The organism is Bradyrhizobium liaoningense (assembly GCF_018130825.1).
In the GTDB taxonomy this organism is placed as follows: Bacteria; Pseudomonadota; Alphaproteobacteria; order Rhizobiales; family Xanthobacteraceae; genus Bradyrhizobium; species Bradyrhizobium liaoningense_B.
The window spans coordinates 106,864-129,220 of record NZ_JAFCJS010000010.1; the positions used below are offsets into that span (position 1 = coordinate 106,864).

Annotated in this window: 20 protein-coding genes; 7 read left to right on the forward strand and 13 right to left on the reverse strand. The window is 66.1% G+C overall.

From position 1 onward, the window contains the following. The first annotated feature begins 1 nt into the window (after position 1). From JQ603_RS33070 to argG, 4 genes are all read left to right on the forward strand, one after another. On the forward strand, positions 2 to 481 hold the full coding sequence (locus JQ603_RS33070) for a hypothetical protein (protein ID WP_212346302.1): 480 nt from the start codon (positions 2 to 4) through the stop codon (positions 479 to 481). Between the two features lie 23 nt (positions 482 to 504). Next, positions 505 to 999, forward strand: a complete 495-nt coding sequence (locus JQ603_RS33075; RefSeq protein WP_212346305.1) for a hypothetical protein — start codon at positions 505 to 507, stop codon at positions 997 to 999. Between the two features lie 243 nt (positions 1,000 to 1,242). Then, positions 1,243 to 2,028 (forward strand): phosphatase PAP2 family protein, encoded by a 786-nt coding sequence (locus tag JQ603_RS33080; protein WP_212346309.1) that lies wholly within the window; start codon positions 1,243 to 1,245, stop codon positions 2,026 to 2,028. Positions 2,029 to 2,113: 85 nt separating this feature from the next. After that, a complete protein-coding gene (gene argG / locus JQ603_RS33085) occupies positions 2,114 to 3,451 on the forward strand; it encodes an argininosuccinate synthase (RefSeq protein WP_212346312.1) in 1,338 nt (445 codons plus the stop codon). Between the two features lie 175 nt (positions 3,452 to 3,626). On the opposite strand, the gene JQ603_RS33090 is transcribed toward argG, so the two are convergent. The 7 genes from JQ603_RS33090 to JQ603_RS33115 all read right to left on the reverse strand — a co-directional run bounded on the left by JQ603_RS33090 (position 3,627) and on the right by JQ603_RS33115 (position 13,029). Next, on the reverse strand, positions 3,627 to 5,783 hold the full coding sequence (locus tag JQ603_RS33090; protein ID WP_212346315.1) for an OmpA family protein: 2,157 nt from the start codon (positions 5,781 to 5,783) through the stop codon (positions 3,627 to 3,629). 187 nt (positions 5,784 to 5,970) lie between these two features. After that, the gene (locus JQ603_RS38185) at positions 5,971 to 6,213 is read right to left on the reverse strand and encodes a hypothetical protein (RefSeq protein ID WP_245004027.1); all 243 of its coding nucleotides are present in this window, start codon (positions 6,211 to 6,213) and stop codon (positions 5,971 to 5,973) included. 82 nt (positions 6,214 to 6,295) lie between these two features. After that, a complete protein-coding gene (locus tag JQ603_RS33095) occupies positions 6,296 to 6,682 on the reverse strand; it encodes a VOC family protein (protein WP_212346318.1) in 387 nt (128 codons plus the stop codon). A 23-nt stretch (positions 6,683 to 6,705) separates the two neighbouring features. Next, positions 6,706 to 7,530 carry an FkbM family methyltransferase gene (locus JQ603_RS33100; RefSeq protein ID WP_212346320.1) on the reverse strand — a complete coding sequence of 275 codons (825 nt, stop codon included), beginning with the start codon at positions 7,528 to 7,530 and terminating at the stop codon, positions 6,706 to 6,708. Between the two features lie 171 nt (positions 7,531 to 7,701). After that, positions 7,702 to 9,657 carry an ABC transporter ATP-binding protein/permease gene (locus tag JQ603_RS33105; RefSeq protein WP_212346322.1) on the reverse strand — a complete coding sequence of 652 codons (1,956 nt, stop codon included), beginning with the start codon at positions 9,655 to 9,657 and terminating at the stop codon, positions 7,702 to 7,704. Between the two features lie 51 nt (positions 9,658 to 9,708). Further along, complete coding sequence (locus JQ603_RS33110) at positions 9,709 to 11,862, reverse strand: hybrid sensor histidine kinase/response regulator (protein WP_212346324.1); 2,154 nt, start codon at positions 11,860 to 11,862, stop codon at positions 9,709 to 9,711. Between the two features lie 189 nt (positions 11,863 to 12,051). Beyond that, positions 12,052 to 13,029: an AraC family transcriptional regulator gene (locus JQ603_RS33115; protein WP_212346326.1), complete on the reverse strand. Its 978-nt coding sequence runs from the start codon at positions 13,027 to 13,029 to the stop codon at positions 12,052 to 12,054. Between the two features lie 111 nt (positions 13,030 to 13,140). Here JQ603_RS33115 and JQ603_RS33120 point away from each other — a divergent pair, with 111 nt between their 5' ends. Further along, complete coding sequence (locus JQ603_RS33120) at positions 13,141 to 13,869, forward strand: SDR family oxidoreductase (protein ID WP_212346636.1); 729 nt, start codon at positions 13,141 to 13,143, stop codon at positions 13,867 to 13,869. 53 nt (positions 13,870 to 13,922) lie between these two features. Here JQ603_RS33120 and JQ603_RS33125 read toward each other — a convergent pair whose 3' ends face one another. The 5 genes from JQ603_RS33125 to JQ603_RS33145 form a co-directional block, all read right to left on the reverse strand. Further along, positions 13,923 to 14,705 carry a succinate dehydrogenase iron-sulfur subunit gene (locus JQ603_RS33125; RefSeq protein ID WP_100236830.1) on the reverse strand — a complete coding sequence of 261 codons (783 nt, stop codon included), beginning with the start codon at positions 14,703 to 14,705 and terminating at the stop codon, positions 13,923 to 13,925. Positions 14,706 to 14,729: 24 nt separating this feature from the next. Then, complete coding sequence (sdhA, locus tag JQ603_RS33130; protein ID WP_212346328.1) at positions 14,730 to 16,565, reverse strand: succinate dehydrogenase flavoprotein subunit; 1,836 nt, start codon at positions 16,563 to 16,565, stop codon at positions 14,730 to 14,732. A gap of 3 nt (positions 16,566 to 16,568) precedes the next feature. Beyond that, positions 16,569 to 16,973, reverse strand: coding sequence for a succinate dehydrogenase, hydrophobic membrane anchor protein (gene sdhD, locus JQ603_RS33135; RefSeq protein ID WP_212346330.1), 405 nt, complete (start codon positions 16,971 to 16,973; stop codon positions 16,569 to 16,571). After that, positions 16,970 to 17,368, reverse strand: coding sequence for a succinate dehydrogenase, cytochrome b556 subunit (gene sdhC, locus JQ603_RS33140; protein WP_212346332.1), 399 nt, complete (start codon positions 17,366 to 17,368; stop codon positions 16,970 to 16,972). The genes sdhD and sdhC overlap by 4 nt, the downstream gene beginning before the upstream one ends. A gap of 403 nt (positions 17,369 to 17,771) precedes the next feature. Next, positions 17,772 to 18,659, reverse strand: a complete 888-nt coding sequence (locus tag JQ603_RS33145; protein ID WP_245004018.1) for a LysR family transcriptional regulator — start codon at positions 18,657 to 18,659, stop codon at positions 17,772 to 17,774. Between the two features lie 188 nt (positions 18,660 to 18,847). On the opposite strand from JQ603_RS33145, the gene JQ603_RS33150 reads away from it, so the two are divergent. After that, entirely contained in the window at positions 18,848 to 19,699 is an 852-nt protein-coding gene (locus JQ603_RS33150) for a sulfite exporter TauE/SafE family protein (protein WP_212346335.1), read from the forward strand. 170 nt (positions 19,700 to 19,869) lie between these two features. Here the strand turns inward: JQ603_RS33150 and JQ603_RS33155 are convergent, their stop codons facing one another. Next, positions 19,870 to 21,399: a malonate--CoA ligase gene (locus JQ603_RS33155; RefSeq protein WP_212346338.1), complete on the reverse strand. Its 1,530-nt coding sequence runs from the start codon at positions 21,397 to 21,399 to the stop codon at positions 19,870 to 19,872. A 95-nt stretch (positions 21,400 to 21,494) separates the two neighbouring features. On the opposite strand from JQ603_RS33155, the gene JQ603_RS33160 reads away from it, so the two are divergent. Next, positions 21,495 to 22,256: an SDR family oxidoreductase gene (locus tag JQ603_RS33160; protein ID WP_212346340.1), complete on the forward strand. Its 762-nt coding sequence runs from the start codon at positions 21,495 to 21,497 to the stop codon at positions 22,254 to 22,256. Positions 22,257 to 22,357 lie beyond the last annotated feature (101 nt).

The following is a 22,357-nucleotide window of genomic DNA, read 5'->3' on the forward strand; positions in this document are numbered from 1 at the left end:
GATGGCGCTGATCTGCCGCTTGCCGGTCATCGTGCTCGCCTTTCTGGCTGCTTGTGTGATCGCGGAGGCGTTCTACGTGATCGTCGTGCTGGAATATGAATCCTTCCAGCTGCGCGGGAAGATCGCAGGTCCGCACGTTTTCGCCGGTCTGATCGAACCGCTTGGCTTTGGCTTCAAGCTGCTGTGCGCCACGACGGCGCTACCCGCGATCGTCGCGGTGACGATCACGGAACTAACTTGTCGCCGCGCTGCGTGGGTCTACCTCGTTGCCGGCGCTGCAACCGCCCTTGTGTGCTATTTGGTGGCTGCTCCGTTTGAGCGCAAACTAATCCCACAGGGGCACAACACGCCGAGCTTGATTGAGCCCTATCCGATCTCGATGGTCGTCGCAGGGATCGTCGCGGGCGCTGCATATTGGTTGATCGCGGGCCGCACGGCCGGCCTTTGGCGCAAGGCGAACCGAGCAAAACTGGCGAGCTGAGGTCGCAAGGATAGGTTTTGTTCATGTCCCTGATCGGCCGCCTCGTCGTCATCTTCATCGGCTTCCTGGCCGCCTGCTTCGTCGGTGGCATGATCGTGGTCGTCGCGCTGCTGTTTCCGGAATTCGCCGATCTCGGCGCCGGCCCCGTCGATCAGGGCGCGATCGATATCCTGCTCGGCTTCGGCTTCATCTTCGTCTCGGGCTTCGCGCTGGTGCCGGCGGCGGTGATCGTTGCCATCACCGAAGCGCTCTACATCCGCAGCGCGCTTGCTTATGCCGTCGGCGGCGGCCTCGTCGGGCTCGCCTGCTATCTCGGCCTCGTCCCTTTCCATTCCGACACGCTGCAGTTCGAAGGCATCGTCCGGCGTCACCTCGAAATCATGACGGGGGCTGGTATCGTCGCCGGCGTCGTCTACTGGCTGATCGCCGGCCGCAATGCCGGCGCCTGGCGCGAACCTCCGCCCCCGCGCAAGCCGCCTCCGCCATTGCCGGCGAATTCGCGGCCGGAGGCGCGGTGACTTGCTTACCCTCCCCTGGAGGGGGAGGGTCGGATCGCATCATCGATGCGATCCGGGGTGGGGTGACAGACTATCCGCATCGGCGGTGTCGAGTGGCTCAAGTTTGCGGATGATCGAGAGACCATTTGTGCGGCTTCACCCCACCTCGCTCGTGCTTCGCGCGATCGATCCTCCCCCTCCAGGGGAGGATGGCTACCTCTCGTGGGGTTTCCATCCCCGCCCCACTCCGCTAAACCGCGCGCCATGAACCGGACTGGACTCTTCATCGCCCTGGCGCTGTGGCTCGTGATCGGCGTCGTTTTCGGCCTCTATCCCGAGCTCGATCTCAAGCTCGCATCGCTGTTCTTCGATCCCGAAACCAAAACCTTTCCGCTCAAGTTGAATGAGTGGGCCGGCTTTGCGCGCGACGCGGCGATGTGGATCGCCTGGGCATTCGTGCTGCCCTCGCTGGTGGCGCTTGTGGTCAAGATGATCCGGCCGGACCGTCCGCTGCTGGTGTCGGGGCGCGCCATCGTGTTCCTGCTGGTCACGATCATCCTGTCCGCCGGCATCCTCACCAATCTCACCTTCAAGACCTATTGGGGCCGGCCGCGTCCGGTGGTGGTGACGGAGTTTGCCGGCGACCAGCAATTCGTGCCGTGGTGGGATCCGCGCGGCGGCTGCGCGCGCAATTGCTCGTTCTTCTCGGGCGAGGGCGCGACCGCGTTCTGGACGCTGGCCCCTGCCGCGCTGGCCCCGCCGGCATGGCGGCCGCTTGCTTATGCCGGCGCCGTCATCTTCGGTGCCGTGACGTCAGGGCTGCGCATGGCCTTCGGCGGGCATTTCTTTACCGATGTCTCGATCGCCGGCCTCGTCAGCTTCGTCGTGATCTGGTTCGCCTACGCGATGATCTACCGCTGGCCGCGGACCCGGTTTTCGGACGAGGCGGTGGATGCTGCCCTCACCCGGCTGAACATGCCCGCCTACCGGCTCCGCCAGCGCCTGTTCGGCCGCAAGACCGGCCCCGCCCCGGTCGATTTGAGCCATTAAATGCGTGCCGAGTCCTGAGAAATTTGATATTCGCGCGGTCAAGTTCGCCCCGAAATCAGCCCCTTGAGACCCGATTGGAAGCGCCATGACCACGATCCTGAAAAGCCTGCCCAAGGGTGAGAAAGTCGGCATCGCGTTTTCGGGCGGTCTCGACACCAGCGCGGCGCTGCTCTGGATGAAGCAGAAGGGCGCGCGCTGCTACGCCTACACCGCCAATCTCGGCCAGCCCGATGAGGCCGACTACAACGAGATCCCGCGCAAGGCGATGGAGTTCGGGGCCGAGAAGGCGCGGCTCGTCGATTGCCGCACGCAGCTCGTCCATGAAGGCATCGCCGCGATCCAGTCCGGCGCCTTCCACATCTCCACCGGCGGCATCACCTATTTCAACACCACGCCGCTGGGGCGCGCCGTCACCGGCACCATGCTGGTCGCGGCGATGAAGGAGGACGGCGTCAACATCTGGGGCGACGGCTCGACCTTCAAGGGCAACGACATCGAGCGCTTCTACCGCTACGGCCTGCTCACCAATCCGGGCCTGAAGATCTACAAGCCCTGGCTCGACCAGCAGTTCATCGATGAGCTCGGCGGCCGCGCCGAGATGTCGGCGTTCATGACCGCCCAGGGCTTTGCCTACAAGATGAGCGCCGAGAAGGCGTACTCGACCGACAGCAATTTGCTCGGCGCCACGCATGAAGCGAAAGATCTCGAGAGCCTCGACAGCGGCATCAAGATCGTCAACCCGATCATGGGCGTGCCGTTCTGGCGCGACGACTGCGCCGTCAAGGCCGAGAAGGTCGTGGTGCGTTTCGAGGAAGGCCAGCCGGTCGCGCTGAACGGCCAGACCTTCTCCGATCCGGTCGCGCTGTTCCTCGAAGCCAACGCGATCGGCGGCCGTCACGGTCTCGGCATGAGCGACCAGATCGAGAACCGCATCATCGAGGCCAAGAGCCGCGGCATCTACGAGGCGCCCGGCATGGCGCTGCTGCACATTGCCTATGAGCGTCTCGTCACCGGCATCCACAACGAGGACACCATCGAGCAGTACCGCATCAGCGGCATGCGTCTTGGGCGCCTGCTCTATCAGGGTCGCTGGTTCGATTCGCAGGCGCTGATGCTGCGCGAGACCGCGCAGCGCTGGGTCGCGCGCGCCGTCACCGGCGAGGTCACGCTGGAGCTGCGCCGCGGCAACGACTATTCGATCCTCAACACCGAGAGCCCGAACCTCACCTATGCGCCCGAGCGGCTCAGCATGGAGAAGGTCGAGGACGCCGCGTTCACGCCGGCCGACCGCATCGGCCAGCTCACCATGCGCAATCTCGACATCGCCGACACGCGGACAAAGCTCGGTCTCTATTCGAAGACCGGTTTGCTTTCGGGCAGCGAAGGCTCGCAGATCTTCAAGCTCGAGAGCGACAAGGGCTAGTGCCGTAGGGTGGGTTAGCGGTGCGGACTGCGCGAAGCGCAGTCGCACGGCGTAACCCACCACTTCTGTCCCCCGCGGATAAGAGCAGTGGTGGGTTACGCCTTCGGCTAACCCACCCTACAAGAGAAACAAAAATGGCCGGGATCGCTCCCGGCCATTTGCATTTGTGTAAGCCTTACCGCGGCGGCGCGGTGCCGGGCGGGGGCGGCGGCAGCGAGGCCTGCCCGCCGTTGAGCAGCGGCGTGATGCGGCGGACCGTGACGCGCCGGTTGATCAGGCTCGGTCCCTGCGTCTGCTCCTTCAGGTACTGCTCGCCATAGCCCTGCGACGTCAGGTTCTCCGCCGGCACATTGAACTGCTGCGTCAGCAATTCGGCCGCGGATTGCGCACGGCGGTCCGAGAGCGACAGATTGTCGACCTCGTTGCCGACCGCGTCGGTGTGGCCCTCGATCAGGAACACCTCGCGCGGGTTGCGCTGGATCGCCTGGTTGAGGCCGTCGGCGATCACCTGCAGCCGGGCCGCCTGGTCCGGCGGGATGGTCCACGATCCCGTCTCGAAGTTGATCGTGTTGACGTCGATGCTCGGCATCTGCATGCGGACATTCGGGCTGTAGCGGATCTCGTCGAGCGAGTAACGCCGATCGATCCGCTGCACCGGCGGCGCCTGCATCGTCGCGTAGATCACGTCCGGCGACGCCTCCTGCGCGTCGACGATGTAGCGATCGTAGGGAATGTTCACGACCGGCGGCGGCACGTCGACATAGAAGCCGCCGACCGACCGCGGATCGCGGTAGCTGTTGTCGATGATGACGATCTCGCGCCCGCCGGGGTCCCTGCGGATTCGTCGCAGCAGCGAGCCGTCCGGGCCGACCACGGTGATCACCTCGCTGCCATCGGGACGGATCACGACGGTGCGGGTTTCGCCGCCGACAGTGTCGGTGCGGATGTCGCGGGCGCCGTAACGGAAGCGATAGAGATCGTTGCCGCGGACATAGGCCTGCCCGCCCGGATCGCGGATGATGATGCGGTCCGGCTCGGTGTAGACGGTGCGGCCGCCTTCGACGACCTCGCGCCGCTCCCTGTGCATGTCGGCGATGGTTGCGCCGATCACGGCGCCGGCCACCACGCCCGCGCCGATCGCCAGCGGCGTGAGATCACGCTGCGGCGGACGGGGCGGAGGCGGCAAGGGTGCAGCGACGGTCGGCGCGGCGCGGAAAGCGGGCGCGACCGTCGGCTGTGCGTACTGCGGCCTGTTCGGCGGTGGCGCTGCGGCGGCCGAGCCTGGGACGACAGTCGGAGCTGCAGCGCCGGCGGGTGCCGGGGGCCGGGGCGGGAGACCGCCGGCCTGGGGCGGCGCAGCCGGAGTTCCGGCTGCCGGTGCGCCGGCAGGAGGCGTTCCACCCTGTTGGCCGGGAGCTGGAGTCGCCGTCGGGGCGGGGGCCGCGCCGGGAGCTGGGGGCGGCGATCCCGGACGTCCGGGCGGCGGTGTCGCGGTGCCACCAGGGGCGGGCGTTGCCGTTGGAGCGGGCGCAGCACCGGGGGCCGGCGATCCCGCCGCCGGAGGCGAGCCGGGACGTGCGCCGGGCGGAGGTGCGCCGGGGCGGCCAGCCGGCGGTGCGCCGGGCGTGCTGCCCGGAGCCGGCGTTGCGGTCGGCGCAGGTGTTGTCGTCGGTGCGGGTGTCGCTGTCGGAGCGGGAGTGGCTGCCGGCGCAGGTGCACCGGGGCGGGCTGCAGGCGCCGCGGGCGTTGGCACTGGCGTGGGCGCAGGCGTGGGCCGCCCCGCAGGAGCCGCTGTGGGAGGCGGAGGTGTCGGAGCCGGACGTGCCGCCGGAGGCGGGGTCGTCGGCGCGTGCTGCGGGGCCGCGGCGGGAGGCGGTGCCGGCGGCGTGGGCGCCGGACGTGCCGCGGGCGGCGCAGGAGGCGGCGGTGTCGGGGCGTGCTGCTGCGGGGCCGCGGCCGGAGGCGGCGCAGCAGGCTTCGGAGCAGCAGGCGGTGGGGGTGGCGGCGGCGCAGCCGGACGAGCTGCGGGCGGAGGCGGTGGCGGAGGCGGCGCTGCAGGGCGCGCCGGTGCGGCAGCCGGCGGAGGCGCAGCGGGCGGGTGGGGCGGTGCAGCGGCGGGCGGCGGTGCAGCGGGGCGCGCGGGCGCGGCAGGCGGCGTGGCCGCAGGCGGGCCCTTCGGCGGCTGCTTCGGTTTTCCGTCAGGGCCCGTCTCTTGCGGTTGGGCCTGCGCAACCACGAGCGGCGAAGCGCTCTGCGCATGCGATGCAGTGTTGGCCAATTGCATCGCGGTGAGAGCCGTCGTCGCAAGCAGCACGAAACGAAGGTTGGTCATGGTGGTGAACTTCCCCGGAAGGTTCTTTGACGAAGTGGTTGGGATGAACAGCTACGCGTTAGGCCGCATTGTGGCGGGCGAAGCGCTCGCGGCCCGATTTATTTCTGCACGCAAATCATCTCACTATGGCGACGTTCATTGCGCATTCAGACGCTTCTTGCAATCGCCTCACATGTGGTGCGTCGCCTCATATGTGCTGTCGCGGCGGTGTTGCGTCCGTCGCAGGATTGGGAGTGAGCGGGCCGTTCGGCCCGCGCGATGGAATCTCTTCAGGCACTTGGCCCGGCAATTCGTCGGGCCGCGGTGTTTCGCCGGGCTCGCGCACCGGCGGCGTGATGTCGGGCTGCGGATTGCCAGGCGGAATGCCCGGCGGCGGTTCAGCGGGAGTCCCCGGTGTTGCCGGTGGAATCTCGGGCGGTTCGATCGGCATCGGCATCATCGAGATCATTGTCCAGAGGACGATAACGACGATGCCGTGCCGATGTTCCCTTATCGCATCGTGTCGAAGCGCCCTATTGGGGCAGATGGCAGACCGCTTCGATGTTGTGGCCATCGGGATCGAGCACGAAGGCGCCATAATAGTTCGCGTGATAATGCGGGCGGATGCCCGGCGGACCGTTGTCGCGGCCGCCGGCCGCGATCGCCGCCTTGTAGAAGGCATCGACGGTGGCACGGTCCTTGGCCGCGATCGCGATGTGCACCGGCTTGTTCATGGCGCCTTCGCCGCCGAACCAGAAATCCGGCTTGCCGTCGGCGCCGAAGCCGGCCGCCGCAGCATGACCCGTCTGCTCCGCGGTGACCTCCATGATCAGGCCGTAGCCGAGCGGAGCCAGCGCCTTCGCATAGAACGCTTTCGCGCGCTCATAGTCGGAGACAGAGAAACCGAGATGGTCGATCATCACAACCTCCGTTGTTGGTCCCGTCAGCGTGACAGGAACGTATTGCTTCGTGTCTTGCGCACGACTGCAAAGCCGCGCGCGACCATATCGGCAATACAATCCTGCTGCCATTCGTTTTGTGACAGATGCTCGATCACCACCGCGCGCGGCCACAGCGATTGCGGTGCGTCGCGGAAGAAGCCGATCAGCACGCGGTCCTCGAAACCCTCGACGTCGATCTTGAGCGAATCGACTTGGCGCACGTCGGCCTCGTCGAGAATGCGCATCAAGCGCAGTGACGGCACCTTGATGGCGTCGGCGCTGGCCGCGCCGGTCACGACATGCGTGGCGCCGAGATTGCCGCCGCCGCTCTCGATCATCAGCTCGCCGTCGCGCTCGCCCGCCGCGGCCTGAATCAGGCGCACTTGCGTCGCCTTCGATGCGGCATGGTTGAAGGAGAGCCGTCCGAAGGTCAGCGGATGCGGCTCGATCGCGACCACCTTGCCCGTGGGTCCTACCTGCCGCGCCATCACCAGCGCAAACGTGCCGACATTGGCGCCGACGTCGACGAACACGCCGCCAGCGGGCGTGTGCTGGCGCAGGAAGTCGAGCTCGTCGAGATTGTAGTCGGGATTGAACAACGCGCCGCGCTCGGTCGCGCTGCCCTGGTGATAGAAGCGAAACGAGGCGCCCTGGTACTGTACATCGATCGGCCCGCCGCGCAGCAGATTGACCAGCCGCGACAGCCAGGGCCTAAACGCGCCGCGCTTCAGCCCCGATCGCGTCGCGAGGCTGATGATCGCGGCCTGCGCCGCGTTCGGCGCAAACGCGCCGAACGGCGCGGTCGATGGAGCATTGTCGGGCGTCAAGCAGCAGGTCCTCGTTGCAAGCGGCGCATGCATAGCCGGTTTTGGCGGGGACTCCAATCTTCGCGAAAGGTCCGTAGCCCGGATGGAGCGCAGCGAAATCCGGGATTCTCGCCGCACGGATGGACTTTCCCGGATTGCGCTTCGCTCCATCCGGGCTACAGGCCGCGTGCCTCACGCCGCCTGCTTCGCCACCTTCCGCTGCCTCAGGAATCGCCCGAGCAGCCTGCGCCGGCCCTTGCGCGGGATCAGGTCGACGTCGCTGACGAGCCTTGCGCCGCCCTTGCGGCGCTCCAGCACGATCTTGCGGCTGTGAAAGGCTTCCAGCTCGACGCGATGCGCGACGCTCACGATGGTCGCCTTCGGCAGCTCGTCGGTGACCATCTTCATCATCTTGTCCTGGCTCTTCTCGTCGAGCGCCGAGGTCGCTTCATCGAGCACGACGATATCAGGGCTGTGCAGCAGCAGCCGCGCGAAGGCGAGGCGCTGCTTCTCGCCGCCCGACAGCGTCTGGTCCCACGGTCCCTCGTCCTCGATCTTCTCCTTGAGATGATCGAGGCCGACCTTGTGCAGGGCTTCCCCGATCTCCTCGACCGTCCAATCCTCTTCGGCCCCGGGATAGGCGACGGCACGGCGCAGCGATCCCGAGGGCACGTAGGGCCGCTGCGGCAGCATGAACAGCCGCCGGTCGGGATGGAAATTGACGCTGCCGCCGCCCCACGGCCACAGCCCCGCAATGGCGCGCACCAGCGTGCTCTTGCCGGTGCCGGATTCGCCGGCGACCAGCAGCCGCTCGCCGGGCTCGATCACCACCTCGGTCTCGCCGACCACCGCGGTGCCGTCATCGAGCGTGACGGAGAGATCGCGCAGCTCCAGCATCGCCTCGTTGCGCGTCTCGCCGCGCTTGATGCGGCCGAGGCCGTCGCCCTGCTCGGCGCGTTCGAGACCGTCGAGCGACATCATCAGCGAGGCGATGCGGCGCGCGCAGGCGTTCCAGTCGGCGAGCCGCGGATAATTGTCGACCAGCCAGCCGAACGCGCTCTGCACGATAGTGAAGGCGGACGCCGCCTGCATCACCTGCCCGAGCGTCATGCTGCCGTCGAGGAATTTCGGCGCGCAGAGCAGCAGCGGCACGACCGGCGCAACCAGGCTCGACCCTTGCGACACCAGCGTGGTGCGCATGTGTTGCCCTGCGAGCCGCGCCCATTGCCGCAGCACGTTGGTGAAATTGCGGTCGAGGCCGTCGCGCTCCTCCTGCTCGCCGCCGAGCAGCGCGATGCTCTCGCCGTTCTCGCGCACGCGCGTCAGCGTGTAGCGGAAATCGGCCTCGGCCTGGTTCTTGTCCTCCGAGACCTGCACGAAGCGACGGCCGATCACCATGATCGAGCCGGATGCGATCGTGGCGTAGAGGATGGCGGCGATCACGAGGAAGCCGGGAATGGTCACCGAGGAGCCGCCGAGCGTGACGGTGAGCGCGCCGCCGATGGTCCAGAGCACGACGATGAAGGTCGCGGCCGACAGCAGCGCCGAGGTGACGCCGGCGAGGAAATCGACCGGCGAGTCGGTCGCGATGCGCAAATCCTCCGCGATCCGGTATTCCGGATTCTCGTGGTCGCCGCCGACGAGGTTGAGCTGGTAGTAGCGCCCGTTCGTGAGCCAGCGTGTCAGCACGCTGCTCGTGAGCCAGGCCCGCCAGCGCCGCTGGATGCCCATGCGCGCGAACACCTGCACGACGCCGAGCACGATGCTGCCGATCGCGAGCGGGAAGAACAGGGCGGTGAGATGGAAGACGCTCGTCGCGTCGCGCTGCTCGATCGCATCGAAGATCGCGCGATTCCAGACATTGATGCCGTACTGGAAGCCGACGGTGAGGACGATCAGCACGCCGAGGCCGATCGAGAACGGCCAGGCGAGGCGGTCGCCGTTGCGGCCCCAGAAGCCGCGCGCGCTGATCCAGAACCGGGTCAGCAGATAATCCTTGCGGGCCTGCTCGGCCTCTTCGGGAGAGAGCTCGGGATCGGGTTCGAGCACCTCGGGCGGCGGCGGAGCGACCTCCTCGCCATTCTCGCCTTTGATCTCGACAATGGGTGGCGTCTTGCCCTGGTCGCGTTTCCCGGCTGGCTTTTGCATGGCCGGATAACGCGAGACAAATCAGCCGGTTCCGGTCAGTTCCCAAATGCCCTATTCGGCGGCGCCGTCGCGCACCCGCCGCAGCCGCGCAGCCCGGTGCAGCACGCGCGACAGCTCCTCGACCGAATAGGGTTTTTGCACGAGATCGAAACCGAGGCTGCCTTCCTGGGACAGCGCCTGGCTGTAGCCGGTGGTCAGCACGACCGGCACCTTGATGCCGCGATCGCGGATCGCCCGCGCCAGATCGAGCCCGGTCATCCCGGGCATCACGATGTCGGAGAACACGACATTGAAACGATCGGCGTCGACGACAAGCTCGGCAAGCGCATCGGCGGCATTGTCGACCAGCGTGATGGTGTAGCCGAGCGCGGTGAGGCCATCGGCGGCGAAATTGGCGAGCTCGATATTGTCCTCGACCAGCAGTACCGACATGCCGCTGCCGGCCATCGCAGGCGCGGTGTTCGGCGCCTGCTGCTGCGGCAGGAGGTCCGCGGGCACGCGCGGGAGATAGAGCGAGAAGGTGCTGCCCTGGCCGACTTCGCTCGCGACCGTCACCTCGCCGCCGGATTGCCGGGCGAAACCGAACACCTGGGACAGGCCAAGACCGGTGCCGTGGCCGACCTGCTTGGTGGTGAAGAACGGCTCGAAGATCCGCCCGAGGCGCGCGGCCGGAATGCCGACGCCGGTGTCGCTGACGATGACGCCGACGAAGCCAAGGCTTGCCGGGATATGACTGCCCGAGACGTGCGCCGGCGTGTCGGGAATGGTCGTCGCCGCCTCGACGGTGAAGCTGATCCTGCCCTTGCCCAGCATGGCATCGCGCGCATTGGTCGCCATGTTGATCAGCGCGGTTTCGAACTGGCTGGCATCGGCATTGACGAGGCACGGCTCCGCCGGCAGCCGCATCGCGATCTCGATGGCCGGTCCCAGCAGCGTCGCGAGCATGTCGTGCAGCGACTGCAAACGCTCGCCGACGTCGAACACTTCCGGTTTCAGGGTCTGGCGCCGCGCAAAGGCAAGCAGCTGCGAGGTCAGCTTGGCCGCGCGCGCCACCGCGTCCGCGATCGCCGTGATGTAGCGCTGCCGTCGCTCTTCGCTCAGCTGCGGGCGGTTCAGCAGATCGACCGAGGCGCGGATCACGGTCAGCAGATTGTTGAAGTCGTGGGCGACGCCGCCGGTGAGCTGGCCGAGCGCCTCCAGACGCTGGCTGTGCTTGAGCGCCTCCTCGGCTTCGCGCCGCTTTGCGGCTTCCATCTGCAGATGCTGGGTGCGCCGGAAGGCGAATGCGAGCAGCAGGAACAGCAGCGCCGTGGCGGGAACGCCGAACACCAGATGCTGGCCCATGGTGGCGAGCCAGCGCGCGCGGATCGCCGACGTCTCGAGCCCGGCGCTGACATAGATCGGATATTCGGCGACACGCCTGTAGCCGATGCGGCGCTCGATCCCGTCCGACGGCCAGGCGATGGTCATGAGCCCCTGCGCGGGGTGCGCGGCGATCTCGCGGCCGACCGGTCCGCCCGGATCGAGCCGGAGGTCGCGGTCGAGCCGCGGGAAATGCGCCAGCACCACGCCGTCGGTGCGACCCATCGCGAAGAAGCTGCCGGGATCCGAGCCGATCCTGGCGTAGAAACTCTCGAAATATTCCGGCAGGACGGAGGCCTGGATCACGCCGATGAAGCTGCCGTCGTCGGAGTCGCGGCGGCGGCTCATGCTGAAGAAGCGCGCGCCCTGGTAGGGCGGACGCGGCGTCAGCGGCATGCCGATGAAGGTGCCGATGCTCTGGTCGACATGGGCGTAGAAATAGTCGCGGTCCGAAAAGCTCAACTGAGATGGCGGCGAAACGAGGCTGTTGACCAGCGCCTTTCCGTCCGCGTCGAAGATCCAGGCCGATTTGAGCTGCGGCAGCGAATCGGTCAGCCGCTTCAGCCGGCGGTGCAGCGCCGCTTCGCGCGCGCGAATGACGTCGTCGGGAAGGCCGCGCACGACCTCGTTGAGCTCGGACAGGCTGCGGTCGATGGTCTCGAACACCTTGAGCGCATGCTCATGCGCGACATCGAGCGTACGCTCGATCTCGCGGTCGGCGATGTCCCTGGTCGAGGTGTAGGAGATCGTGGAGGCGATCGCGAACAGCGCAATCGGCAGCGCCAGGGATGCAACCATCATCCACTGCAAAAGCCTCAGCGAATTGCGTTGCGCTCCCTGCACGGTCGCTCCGGTCCCAGACCGGAGAGCTTACTTGAATTTCCCGCCGGGAAGGAAGCGGCTTGTGACTATAATCTTGGGTTGTATTCGATCGAATCGCGCGCCACGCGCGTTGCGGCAAATTCTACTCAAACTGACGCCGATCGTGGCATGCCCCGGCCGCGGTGGCCGGGGGCCATGGCATGAACGATGCTAGATCCGCCGCTCGACCATCTCGGGCTTCAGCTCGCCAGTCGCCCCTGCCGGCTCGGGACCGTCCCGCGGCATCGATCTGTCAGCGGACCCATATCGCTTTGGCGGCGTGCCGTGAATGCGCTTGAACGCATTGCCGAACGCACTGGCCGATGCGTAGCCGACCTTGGCGGCAACGGCCGCGATCGTCTCGCCCCTCAGCAATCCGGAGCGCGCGACCTGCATGCGCCAACGCAACAGATAATCGAGCGGTGGCGTGCCAACCCTGTGCTTGAACGCGACCGCAAATGCAGACCGCGACATGCCGGCAGCGCGCGCCAGCTCGTCGACCGTCCAGCGACGCGCGACGTCGGCATGCATGAGGTTCAGTGCGGCCCCGATCCTCGGATCGGCCGCGGCGCCGACCCAGCTGGCTTCGTCGTTGCCGTAGCGCGTGCCGTACCCCCGCAGGACCTGAACGAGAAGCACCTCGGCAAGGCGCCGGGTCACAAAGGAGACGCCCATCTGCCCGGAGTGAATCTCGCGATCGAGAATTTCGAGAAGGCCGCGCAGGAGAGGGGCCGTCCCGTCCGCCGCTGGGATCAGCATGAACTCCGGCAACGCATCGAGCAGCAATCGCACGTGAAGTGCCTCGAAAACGAAACTGCCGGCGAGCAGCGCCGTCTCGGATCCGCCGTGGCGGGCGATGTCGGAATGCTCCCAGTCGAAGGACGCCAGTCCGTCCTGCGGCTCGAGCTGCGGATCGTTTGCGAGCACATATTGCGGAGCTTCGGCGAGAAGGAACGTATCGCCCGCCGTCAGCCGTTGCGGATTCCGCCCCGGCAGCATGATCCAGCATTCTCCGCGCAGGACTGCCGCGAATTTTAACGCCGGCTTTGCGGGAAATCTGAACGCCCATTTTCCGCCGGCCTCGAACCGCGTGCACCGGGCACCCCGGATTTCGAGAAACGAGAGCAGATCGGACAGGGCGTCGGTCATCGGTTCTGGACGTTCGCGACGAAATTACGGTGTCCAGATCATAGACCGTCCACGACGACGGTGCAAAACCGCGGGCGGAAGAATCTCTGCCAAAGGAGGGAAGCCGTGACGATGGAGGGAAAAGTTATCGCCATTACGGGAGCCAGCAGTGGCATCGGCGCGGCAACTGCGCGCCTCCTTGCTGCGCGCGGCGGAAAAGTCATTCTCGGCGCGCGTCGCGCGGAGCGGCTGTCGTTGCTGGTCGACGAGATTGTTGGCGCCGGAGGGCAGGCTGTTCACAGAGCGACGAATGTCGCCGACCGCCGGGAGCTCGAGGAGTTCGTTGCGTTCGCCTGCCGGACATATGGCAGGCTCGACGTCTTTGTCGCGAATGCCGGTATCGGTCCAATTTCGCCGATCGACGATCTCAATGTCGACGATTGGGAGGCGATGATCGATGTCAACCTCAAGGGATTTCTCTACGGCATCGCCGCCGCGCTTCCGGTCTTCCGTCGGCAGGGTTTTGGTCACTTCGTGACGGTGATGTCGACGGCAGGCCTGAAGGTCGTACCGAACCAGGCGGTCTATGCAGGCACGAAAAACGCTGTCCGCACGATCTCGGAGGGCCTGCGCCTCGAGGCGGGGAAGCGATTGCGCGTCACGGGCATCTCACCGGGATTCGTGAAGACCGACTTTCCGGGCTCAATGACGAACCCGAAGATCAAAGCGGAAATTGCAGCCATGATGGACGAAATCGCCATCGCACCGGATGCCATCGCCCGAGCCATCGCGTTCGCTGTCGAGCAGCCGGCAGACGTCGATGTCAGCGATATCGTCGTTCGTCCCACGGCGCAGGCGTGAGAGGGCGATCGCGGGAGGCTGGATGGCTCCCGCGATGTCCGATTCGGTTGCCCTTAGATCTGGCGCTCGACCATCTTGAGCTTCAGCTCGGCGATGGCTTCGGCCGGGTTGAGGCCCTTCGGGCAGGCCTTGGCGCAGTTCATGATGGTGTGGCAGCGATAGAGCCGGAACGGGTCCTCGAGATTGTCGAGGCGCTCGCCGGTGGCCTCGTCGCGCGAATCGGAGACCCAGCGGTTGGCCTGCAGCAGCGCGGCGGGCCCGAGATAGCGCTCGCTGTTCCACCAATAGCTCGGGCACGAGGTCGAGCAGCAGGCGCAGAGGATGCATTCGTAGAGACCGTCGAGCTTCTCGCGGTCCTCGTGGCTCTGGCGCCATTCCTTCTGCGGCGTGGGCGAGGTCGTTTTCAGCCACGGCTCGACCGAGGCATACTGCGCGTAGAAATTGGTGAGGTCGGGGACGAGGTCCTTGACGACCGGCTGGTGCGGCAGCGGGTTGATCTTCACCGCGCCGTCCTTGACGTCGTGCATCGAGCGGGTGCAGGCCAGCGTGTTCTGGCCGTCGATGTTCATGGCGCAGGAGCCGCACACGCCTTCGCGGCAGGAGCGGCGGAAGGTCAGCGACGGGTCGATGTGGTTCTTGATCCAGATCAGGCCGTCCAGCACCATCGGACCGCAATCATTCGTGTCGACGTAATAAGTGTCGACGCTCGGATTCTTGCCGTCATCAGGATTCCAGCGATAGACCTTGAACTCGCGGAGCTCGGTCGCGCCCGCGGGCTTCGGCCAGGTCTTGCCGCCGGTGATCTTGGAGTTCTTCGGAAGTGCGAATTCAACCATTTCGATAAGGCCTTCGCTGTTCGATCAGTACACGCGCGCCTTCGGCGGGATGTACTGCACGTCGTTGGTCATGGTGTAGTTGTGAACCGGGCGGTACTCGATCTTGACCTTGCCGGCATCGTCGAGCCAGGCCAGCGTGTGCTTCATCCAGTTCTTGTCGTCGCGGTCGGAGAAGTCCTCGCGGGCGTGAGCGCCGCGGCTCTCGGTGCGGTTGGCGGCCGAGTTCATCGTCACCACGGCCTGCGAGATCAGATTGTCGAACTCCAGCGTCTCGACGAGGTCCGAATTCCATACCAGCGAGCGGTCGGACACGGCGATGTCGGTGATGCCGCTGTGGACCTTCTGGATCAGGTTCTGGCCTTCGCTCAAGACTTCGCCGGTACGGAACACCGCGCAGTTGTTCTGCATCACGTGCTGCATGCCTTCGCGCAGCTTCGCGGTCGGCGTGCCGCCGGAGGCGTAGCGATAATGGTCGAGACGGCCGAGCGCGAGGTCCGACGAGTTCGCCGGCAGCTCCGGCTGCTTGGCGTTGGGCGTCAGCTTCTCGGCGAGACGGAGCGCCGCGGCGCGGCCGAACACGACGAGGTCGATCAGCGAGTTGGAGCCGAGGCGGTTGGCGCCGTGCACGGAGACGCAGGCTGCTTCGCCGATCGCCATCAGGCCAGGGATGATCGCGTTGTCGTCGCCGTCCTTCTTGGTCAGCACTTCGCCATGATAGTTGGTGGGGATGCCGCCCATGTTGTAGTGCACGGTCGGCACGATCGGGATCGGCTCGCGCGTCACGTCGACATTGGCGAAGATCTTGGCCGATTCGGAGATGCCCGGCAGGCGCTCGGCGAGCACCGCGGGATCGAGATGGTCGAGATGAAGGAAGATGTGATCCTTCTTCTTGCCGACACCGCGGCCCTCGCGGATCTCGATGGTCATCGCGCGCGAGACGACGTCGCGCGAGGCGAGGTCCTTTGCTGACGGCGCGTAGCGCTCCATGAAGCGCTCGCCCTCGGAGTTGACGAGATAGCCGCCTTCGCCGCGCGCGCCCTCGGTGACGAGACAGCCCGAGCCGTAGATGCCGGTCGGGTGGAATTGCACGAACTCCATGTCCTGCATCGGCAGGCCGGCGCGCAGCACCATGCCGCCGCCGTCGCCGGTGCAGGTGTGCGCCGAGGTGCAGGAGGCGTAGGCGCGGCCGTAGCCGCCGGTGGCGAGAATCACGGTCTGGGCGCGGAAGCGGTGCAGCGTGCCATCGTCGAGCTTGAGCGCGATGACGCCGCGGCAGGTGCCCTGGTCGTCCATGATCAGGTCGATGGCGAAGAACTCGATGAAGAACTCGGCCGCGTGGCGCAGCGACTGGCCGTACATCGTGTGCAGCATGGCGTGGCCGGTGCGGTCGGCGGCGGCGCAGGTGCGCTGCGCCTGGCTCTTGCCGAATTCGGTGGTCATGCCGCCGAACGGACGCTGGTAGATCTTGCCGTCCTCGGTGCGCGAGAACGGCACGCCCCAATGCTCGAGCTCGTAGACCGCGTCGGGCGCGTTGCGCACCATGTATTCGATCGCGTCCTGGTCGCCGAGCCAGTCCGACCCCTTCACGGTGTCGTACATGTGCCAGCGCCAGTCGTCCTTGTGCATGTTGCCGAGCGAAGCCGAGATGCCGCCCTGCGCCGCGACCGTGTGCGAACGGGTCGGAAACACTTTTGTGATGCAGGCGGTGCGAAGACCGGCCTCGCTGCAGCCGACGACGGCGCGCAGACCGGCGCCGCCGGCGCCGACCACGACGACGTCATAGGTGTGGTCTTCGATCGGATAGGCCTTGCCGTTGGTGGCGGGAGCGCCGTTGCCCTTGCCATTCGTCTCGTTGGCCATGGGTTACACTCCGGATGACAGTTGGAGAATCGCGTAGATCGAGGCGAGCGCGACCGCGATCGAGAAGAAGTTGTTGAGCATGATCGATACGAGCTTCAGCTTCTCGTTGTGGACGTAGTCCTCGATCACGACCTGCATGCCGATCTTCATGTGCCAGGCGCTGGCGACGATGAAGAGCATCATGATGACGGCGATCGGCAGCGAGCCGAGGATCTGCTTGGCGCCGGCCTGGTTGCGGCCGAGCGTCATCATGATGATCACCAGCACCGGGATCATCAGCAGCGTCATCGCCACCGCGGTGAGGCGCTGGCGCCAGAAATCGGATGTGCCGGAATGCGCAGCGCCCAGATTGCGGACGCGGCCGAGCGGGGTGCGCATGCTGCGCTTGGGCGTATCAGCTGCGCTCATCGTCCACCTCCGATCGCGTAGGCGATGATCCAGATCAGCACCGTCAGGGCGATGCCGCCGATCGCTGCGCCCCAGGTCAGGGCCTCGCGCTCATTGGCCTTGAAGCCGTAGCCGAGGTCCCAGACGAAATGCCGGATGCCGCTCAGCATATGGTGCATCAGCGCCCAGGTGTAGCCGAACACGATCAGCCGGCCGATGATGCTGCCGGTGAAGGCCTGGACATGGGCATAGGCGGCGGGGCCTGAAGCCGCCGCGATCAGCCACCAGGCCAGCAGCAGGGTTCCGGCGTAAAGGGCGATACCGGTGGCGCGATGGATGATGGACAGCGCCATCGTCAGCGTCCAGCGGTAGACTTGCATGTGTGGTGAAAGCGGTCGTTCGATCCGTGCGGTCATGGGCTTTGATGTTGTATGGCGGCCCTTGAGGGCGCGCGCGGGGATCGCGAAAGGTCGGCTCTATTTACGGAGTCGGTTTGGCCTGCGCAATCACCAAATCGCCATAAATCGAACCCCGGTTCAGCTCTACAGCCTTGATGAAACAAGGCCAATCAGGGGCTTGGTATACCAGGGCCTCGGTCCGCCAACGAAGAAAAGAATATTGATTCACCCTTTCCGAAAGAGCCGAGGCGCGTTGAAATTACTATTGGAACACCTCTAAACGGACCATGCCGTCCAAACCGGGCAGAGATCGACCAAAGGCGTCACCAGCCTTGCTCTCCCCGGCGCCAACCCTCCTCCTCACCATCTGATTTGATCCGGTCCGGATATGCGCACCCTGCATTCCACCCCGCCACAGAGATCACCGGCTGAGCGGATCGCTTCCGCGCCACCGCTCGACCAGGAAATCGATGAAGGCGCGAATCTTCGTCGAGCCGAGTCGCGACGGCTGATACAGCGCGTGCAGCGGCGCCGGCGCCGGCTCGTGCGCGCGCAGCAGGCGCCGCAGGCGTCCTTCAGCCAGCTGCCGCTCCACCTGCCATGACGGCACCCGGACGATGCCTGCGCCGCTCTCGGCGGCGGCCGCGAGCGCATCGAGGCTGTTGATCCAAAGCCGTCCCGGGATGCGGACGCGCGTTCCGCCATTCGCCTCGCGGCCGAATCGCCACGTTGCAGCGCCCGGCGCGTCGGAAAACACCAGGCAATCATGCTGCGTGAGGTCGGCAGGCGTATGCGGTTCGCCGCGGCGGGCGAGGTAATCGGGCGAGGCGCAGTGGATCATCTGCACCTCCGCGAGCTTTCGCATCACCAGCTGCGAATCGGGCATGCGCCCGACGCGAAGCGCCAGGTGAACGTCCTCCTCGATCAAATCGACGTTGCGATCGACCAGCAGCAGGTCCACGGATAGCGATGGGTAGGCGCGTAGGAAATCGCCGAGCAGCGGCGCGATCAGCAGGCGCCCCATCAATGTCGGCGCGCTGACGCGCAGCCGCCCCCACGGCTCGCGGCGATTGCCGGCCAGTCCCTCTTCGATCTCCTTGAACTCGCCGAGGATCGATTTGGCGCGCTCGTAGAGGATGCGCCCATCCTCGGTGAGTGCGAGCTGCCGCGTCGTCCGCATCAAAAGGCGCGTGCCGAAATGCCGCTCGAGCGCGGAAATCTGCCGGCTCACCGACGTCAGCGAGCTCGGCAATGATCGCGCCGCCGCCGACAGGCTGCCGGCGTCCACGGCCCGCACGAAGGTCGCCATCGCCGCAAGCTGGTCCATCGCCATCCTTCCGCATTTCGCAAGGGAGTATGCCGCCTGCCAGAGATAGCGCCGAAAAACGGAAGGGTCTACCTTGGCCGGATCCAAGCAGTCCGGGACTTGCCCATGCCCACCCATGTCAGCCTGACGGCAATCGCGCGTCCGCGAGAGCTGCCGGCGGATCGCCGCCGATGAGCGGTCTCGATGTCTTCGACGTCGTCGAGCTCGCGCTGCTGCTGATCGCAACCGGCGCGCTCTCGGGATTCCTGGCCGGCGTGTTCGGCATCGGCGGCGGCGCGATTCTCGTGCCCGTGTTCTACGAATGCTTCCGCATCGCCGGCGTGCCGCTGGAGGTGCGCATGCCGCTCTGCATCGGCACCTCGCTCGCGGTGATCATCCCGACCTCGATCCGCTCGTTCCAGGCGCACTACAAGCGCGGCGCCGTGGATATGTCGATCCTGCGCGTCTGGTGGCTGCCGATCGTGATCGGCGTCGTCGCCGGCAGCGTCGTCGCGCGCTTCGCGCCGGAGCGGCTGTTCAAGATCGTGTTCGTCTGCGTCGCCTGGTCGGCGGCCGCGCGTCTCATCTTCGCGCGCGAAGGCTGGAAGTTCGGCGACGATCTGCCGAAAGGACCCTTGATGCGCGCCTACGGCTTCTGCGTCGGCATCCTGTCCACGCTGATGGGCATCGGCGGCGGCCTGTTCTCGAACCTGTTGATGACCTTCTACAGCCGACCGATTCACCAGGCGGTCGCGACCTCGTCGGCGCTCGCCGTGCTGATCTCGATTCCCGGCGCGCTCGGCTACATCTATGCCGGCTGGCCGGCGGCGACGACCTATCCCGGCGTCGCAGCGCTGCAAGTCCCCTTCGCGCTCGGCTACGTCTCGCTGATCGGCGCCGTGCTGGTAATGCCGATGAGCCTTGTCACCGCACCGTTCGGTGTGAGAGCCGCGCACGCGATGTCCAAGCGGACGCTGGAGGCCGCATTCGGGTGTTATCTGTTTATCGTCGGCAGCAGGTTTGTGATGAGCCTGGTGGGCTGACTTCGTAGGGTGGGTTAGCTGGCGGCTGTGCGAAGCACAGTTCGCTAGCGTAACCCACCGCTTCTGCCGTCGCGGAATGCAAAGAGGTGGGTTACGCCAAGGGACTGCGCTTCGCGCAGCCCGGAGCTAACCCACCCTACGGCTTCATCCGCAAGGACGACGAGCGCGTCTCACTTCTTCGCGTAAATATCCTTGTACGTATCCCGCAGCACGTTCTTCTGTACCTTGCCCATCGTATTGCGCGGCAGCTCGTCGACGACGAAGACGCGCTTGGGCATCTTGAATTTCGCGAGCCGCCCGTCGAGTGCCTTCAGCACCGAGGCCTCGCTGACATCGGCGCCCTTGTTGCAGACCAGCACCGCCGTGACGCCTTCGCCGAAATCGGCATGGGGCACGCCGATTACGGCGGATTCGATCACGCCCGGCATGGCGTCGATCTCGCTCTCGATCTCCTTGGGATAGACGTTGAAGCCGCCCGAGATCACGAGATCCTTGCCGCGGCCGAGGATGTGGACGTAGCCCTTGTCGTCGATCTTGCCGAGATCGCCGGTGATGAAGAAGCCGTCGGGCCGGAATTCGGACTTGGTCTTCTCCGGCATCCGCCAATAGCCCTTGAACACGTTCGGGCCCTTCACCTCGATCATGCCGATCTCCTCGCGCGGCAATTCCTTGCCGGTCTCGGGCTCGGTGACGCGCACGGACACGCCGGGGAGGGGAAAGCCGACCGCGCCGGGCACGCGCTCGCCGTCATAGGGGTTCGACGTGTTCATGTTGGTTTCGGTCATGCCGTAGCGCTCGAGCACCGCATGTCCCGTGCGCGCCGACCATTCGCGATGGGTGTCGGCGAGCAGCGGCGCCGAGCCCGAGATGAACAGCCGCATGTGCTTGGTGGTCTCGTGCGACAGCGCCGCGTTCTGCAGCAGGCGGGTGTAGAAGGTCGGCACGCCCATCAGAACCGTGGCGCGCGCCATCAGCTTGATGATCAGGTCCGGATCGAGCTTCGGCAGGAAGATCATCGACGCGCGCGAGAACAGCGTCACGTTGGTCGCAACGAACAGGCCATGGGTGTGGTAGATCGGCAGCGCGTGGATCAGCACGTCCTTGTCGGTGAAGCGCCAGTAGCCGACGAGCGAGAGCGAGTTCGACGCCAGATTGTCGTGGGTGAGCATCGCGCCCTTGGAGCGGCCGGTGGTGCCCGAGGTGTAGAGGATCGCGGCGAGATCATCGTTTTCGCGCGGCACCGTTGTAAACTCGCTGCTCGCCTTGTCGGCGGCGTCCGTCAGCGAGCCCTTGCCGTCAGCGCCGAGCGTCTCGACCTTGGCCTTCACCTTGGCGGCGACCGGCGCGAGACCTTCCGCCTTGGAGGGATCGCAGACCACCAGCGAGGGTTCGGCATCGCCGATGAAGTAGTCGAGCTCGTTCAGCGTATAGGCGGTGTTGAGCGGCAGGTAGACCGCGCCGGCCCGCACGGTCGCCAGATAGAGCACGATGTTGGCGACGGATTTCTCCACCTGCACGGCGACGCGGTCACCCGGCTTCACGCCGCGCGCGACCAGCACGTTCGCCATCTGGCCTGCGCGCGCGATCAGATCGCCATAGCTGATATGGGCGCCGTCCTGCGTCTCGATCGCGAGGCGTTTGGGATCATCCAGGCCGTCGAACAGGCGGGAAAACAGGTTGGCGTTGGCTGCGTGGTTCATGCAAGATTTCCTCGACCGCAAGACTGACAAGGCCGGTCAAAACCGAGGGCTGGATTAGCAAAAACCGCCCCAATGAAGCAACGGAGACAGTTTGCATGTCAAAAAACGGGAAACGCGTGGCCTGGGTGACGGGCGGCGGCAGCGGGATCGGGGAGGCCGGTGCCGAGGCGCTCGCCGCTGATGGCTGGACGGTGGTGGTGTCCGGCCGGCGCAGGGACGCCCTGGATGCCGTGGTTGCCAAGATCACGGCCGCGGGCGGGGCGGCCGAGGCCATCGCGCTGGATGTGTCCGTCGCCGCGGCGGCCCGGAAGGCGGCCGATCAGATCGTCGCCAAGCACGGCCGCATCGATCTGCTGGTCAACAATGCCGGCATCAATGTTCCCAAACGCAGCTGGCAGGACATGGAACAGGAGGGCTGGGACAAGCTGGTCCAGGTCAATCTCAACGGCGTGCTCTATTGCATGCGCGCGGTGCTGCCGACGATGCGCAAGCAGCAGGACGGCTCGATCATCAACGTCTCGTCCTGGGCCGGCCGCCACGTCTCGAAGATGCCGGGCCCGGCCTACACCACCACCAAGCATGCGGTGCTGGCGCTGACCCATTCCTTCAACATGGACGAATGCGTCAACGGCCTGCGCGCCTGCTGCCTGATGCCGGGCGAGGTGGCGACCCCGATCCTGAAGCTGCGTCCGGTGGTGCCGAGCGAAGAGGAGCAGGCCCGGATGCTGCAGCCTGAAGATTTGGGGCGCACCATCGCCTTCATCGCCAGCATGCCGCCGCGCGTCTGCATCAACGAGCTGCTGATCAGCCCGACGCACAATCGCGGGTTCATCCAGACGCCGAACAACAGGGATTGAAGCGGGCACACGGCCGCAACGGGCACACCGCCGCAACGGGCGCACTGCTGTAGGGTGGGCAAAGGCGCGAAGCGCCGTGCCCACCATCTCTCTCCGCATTT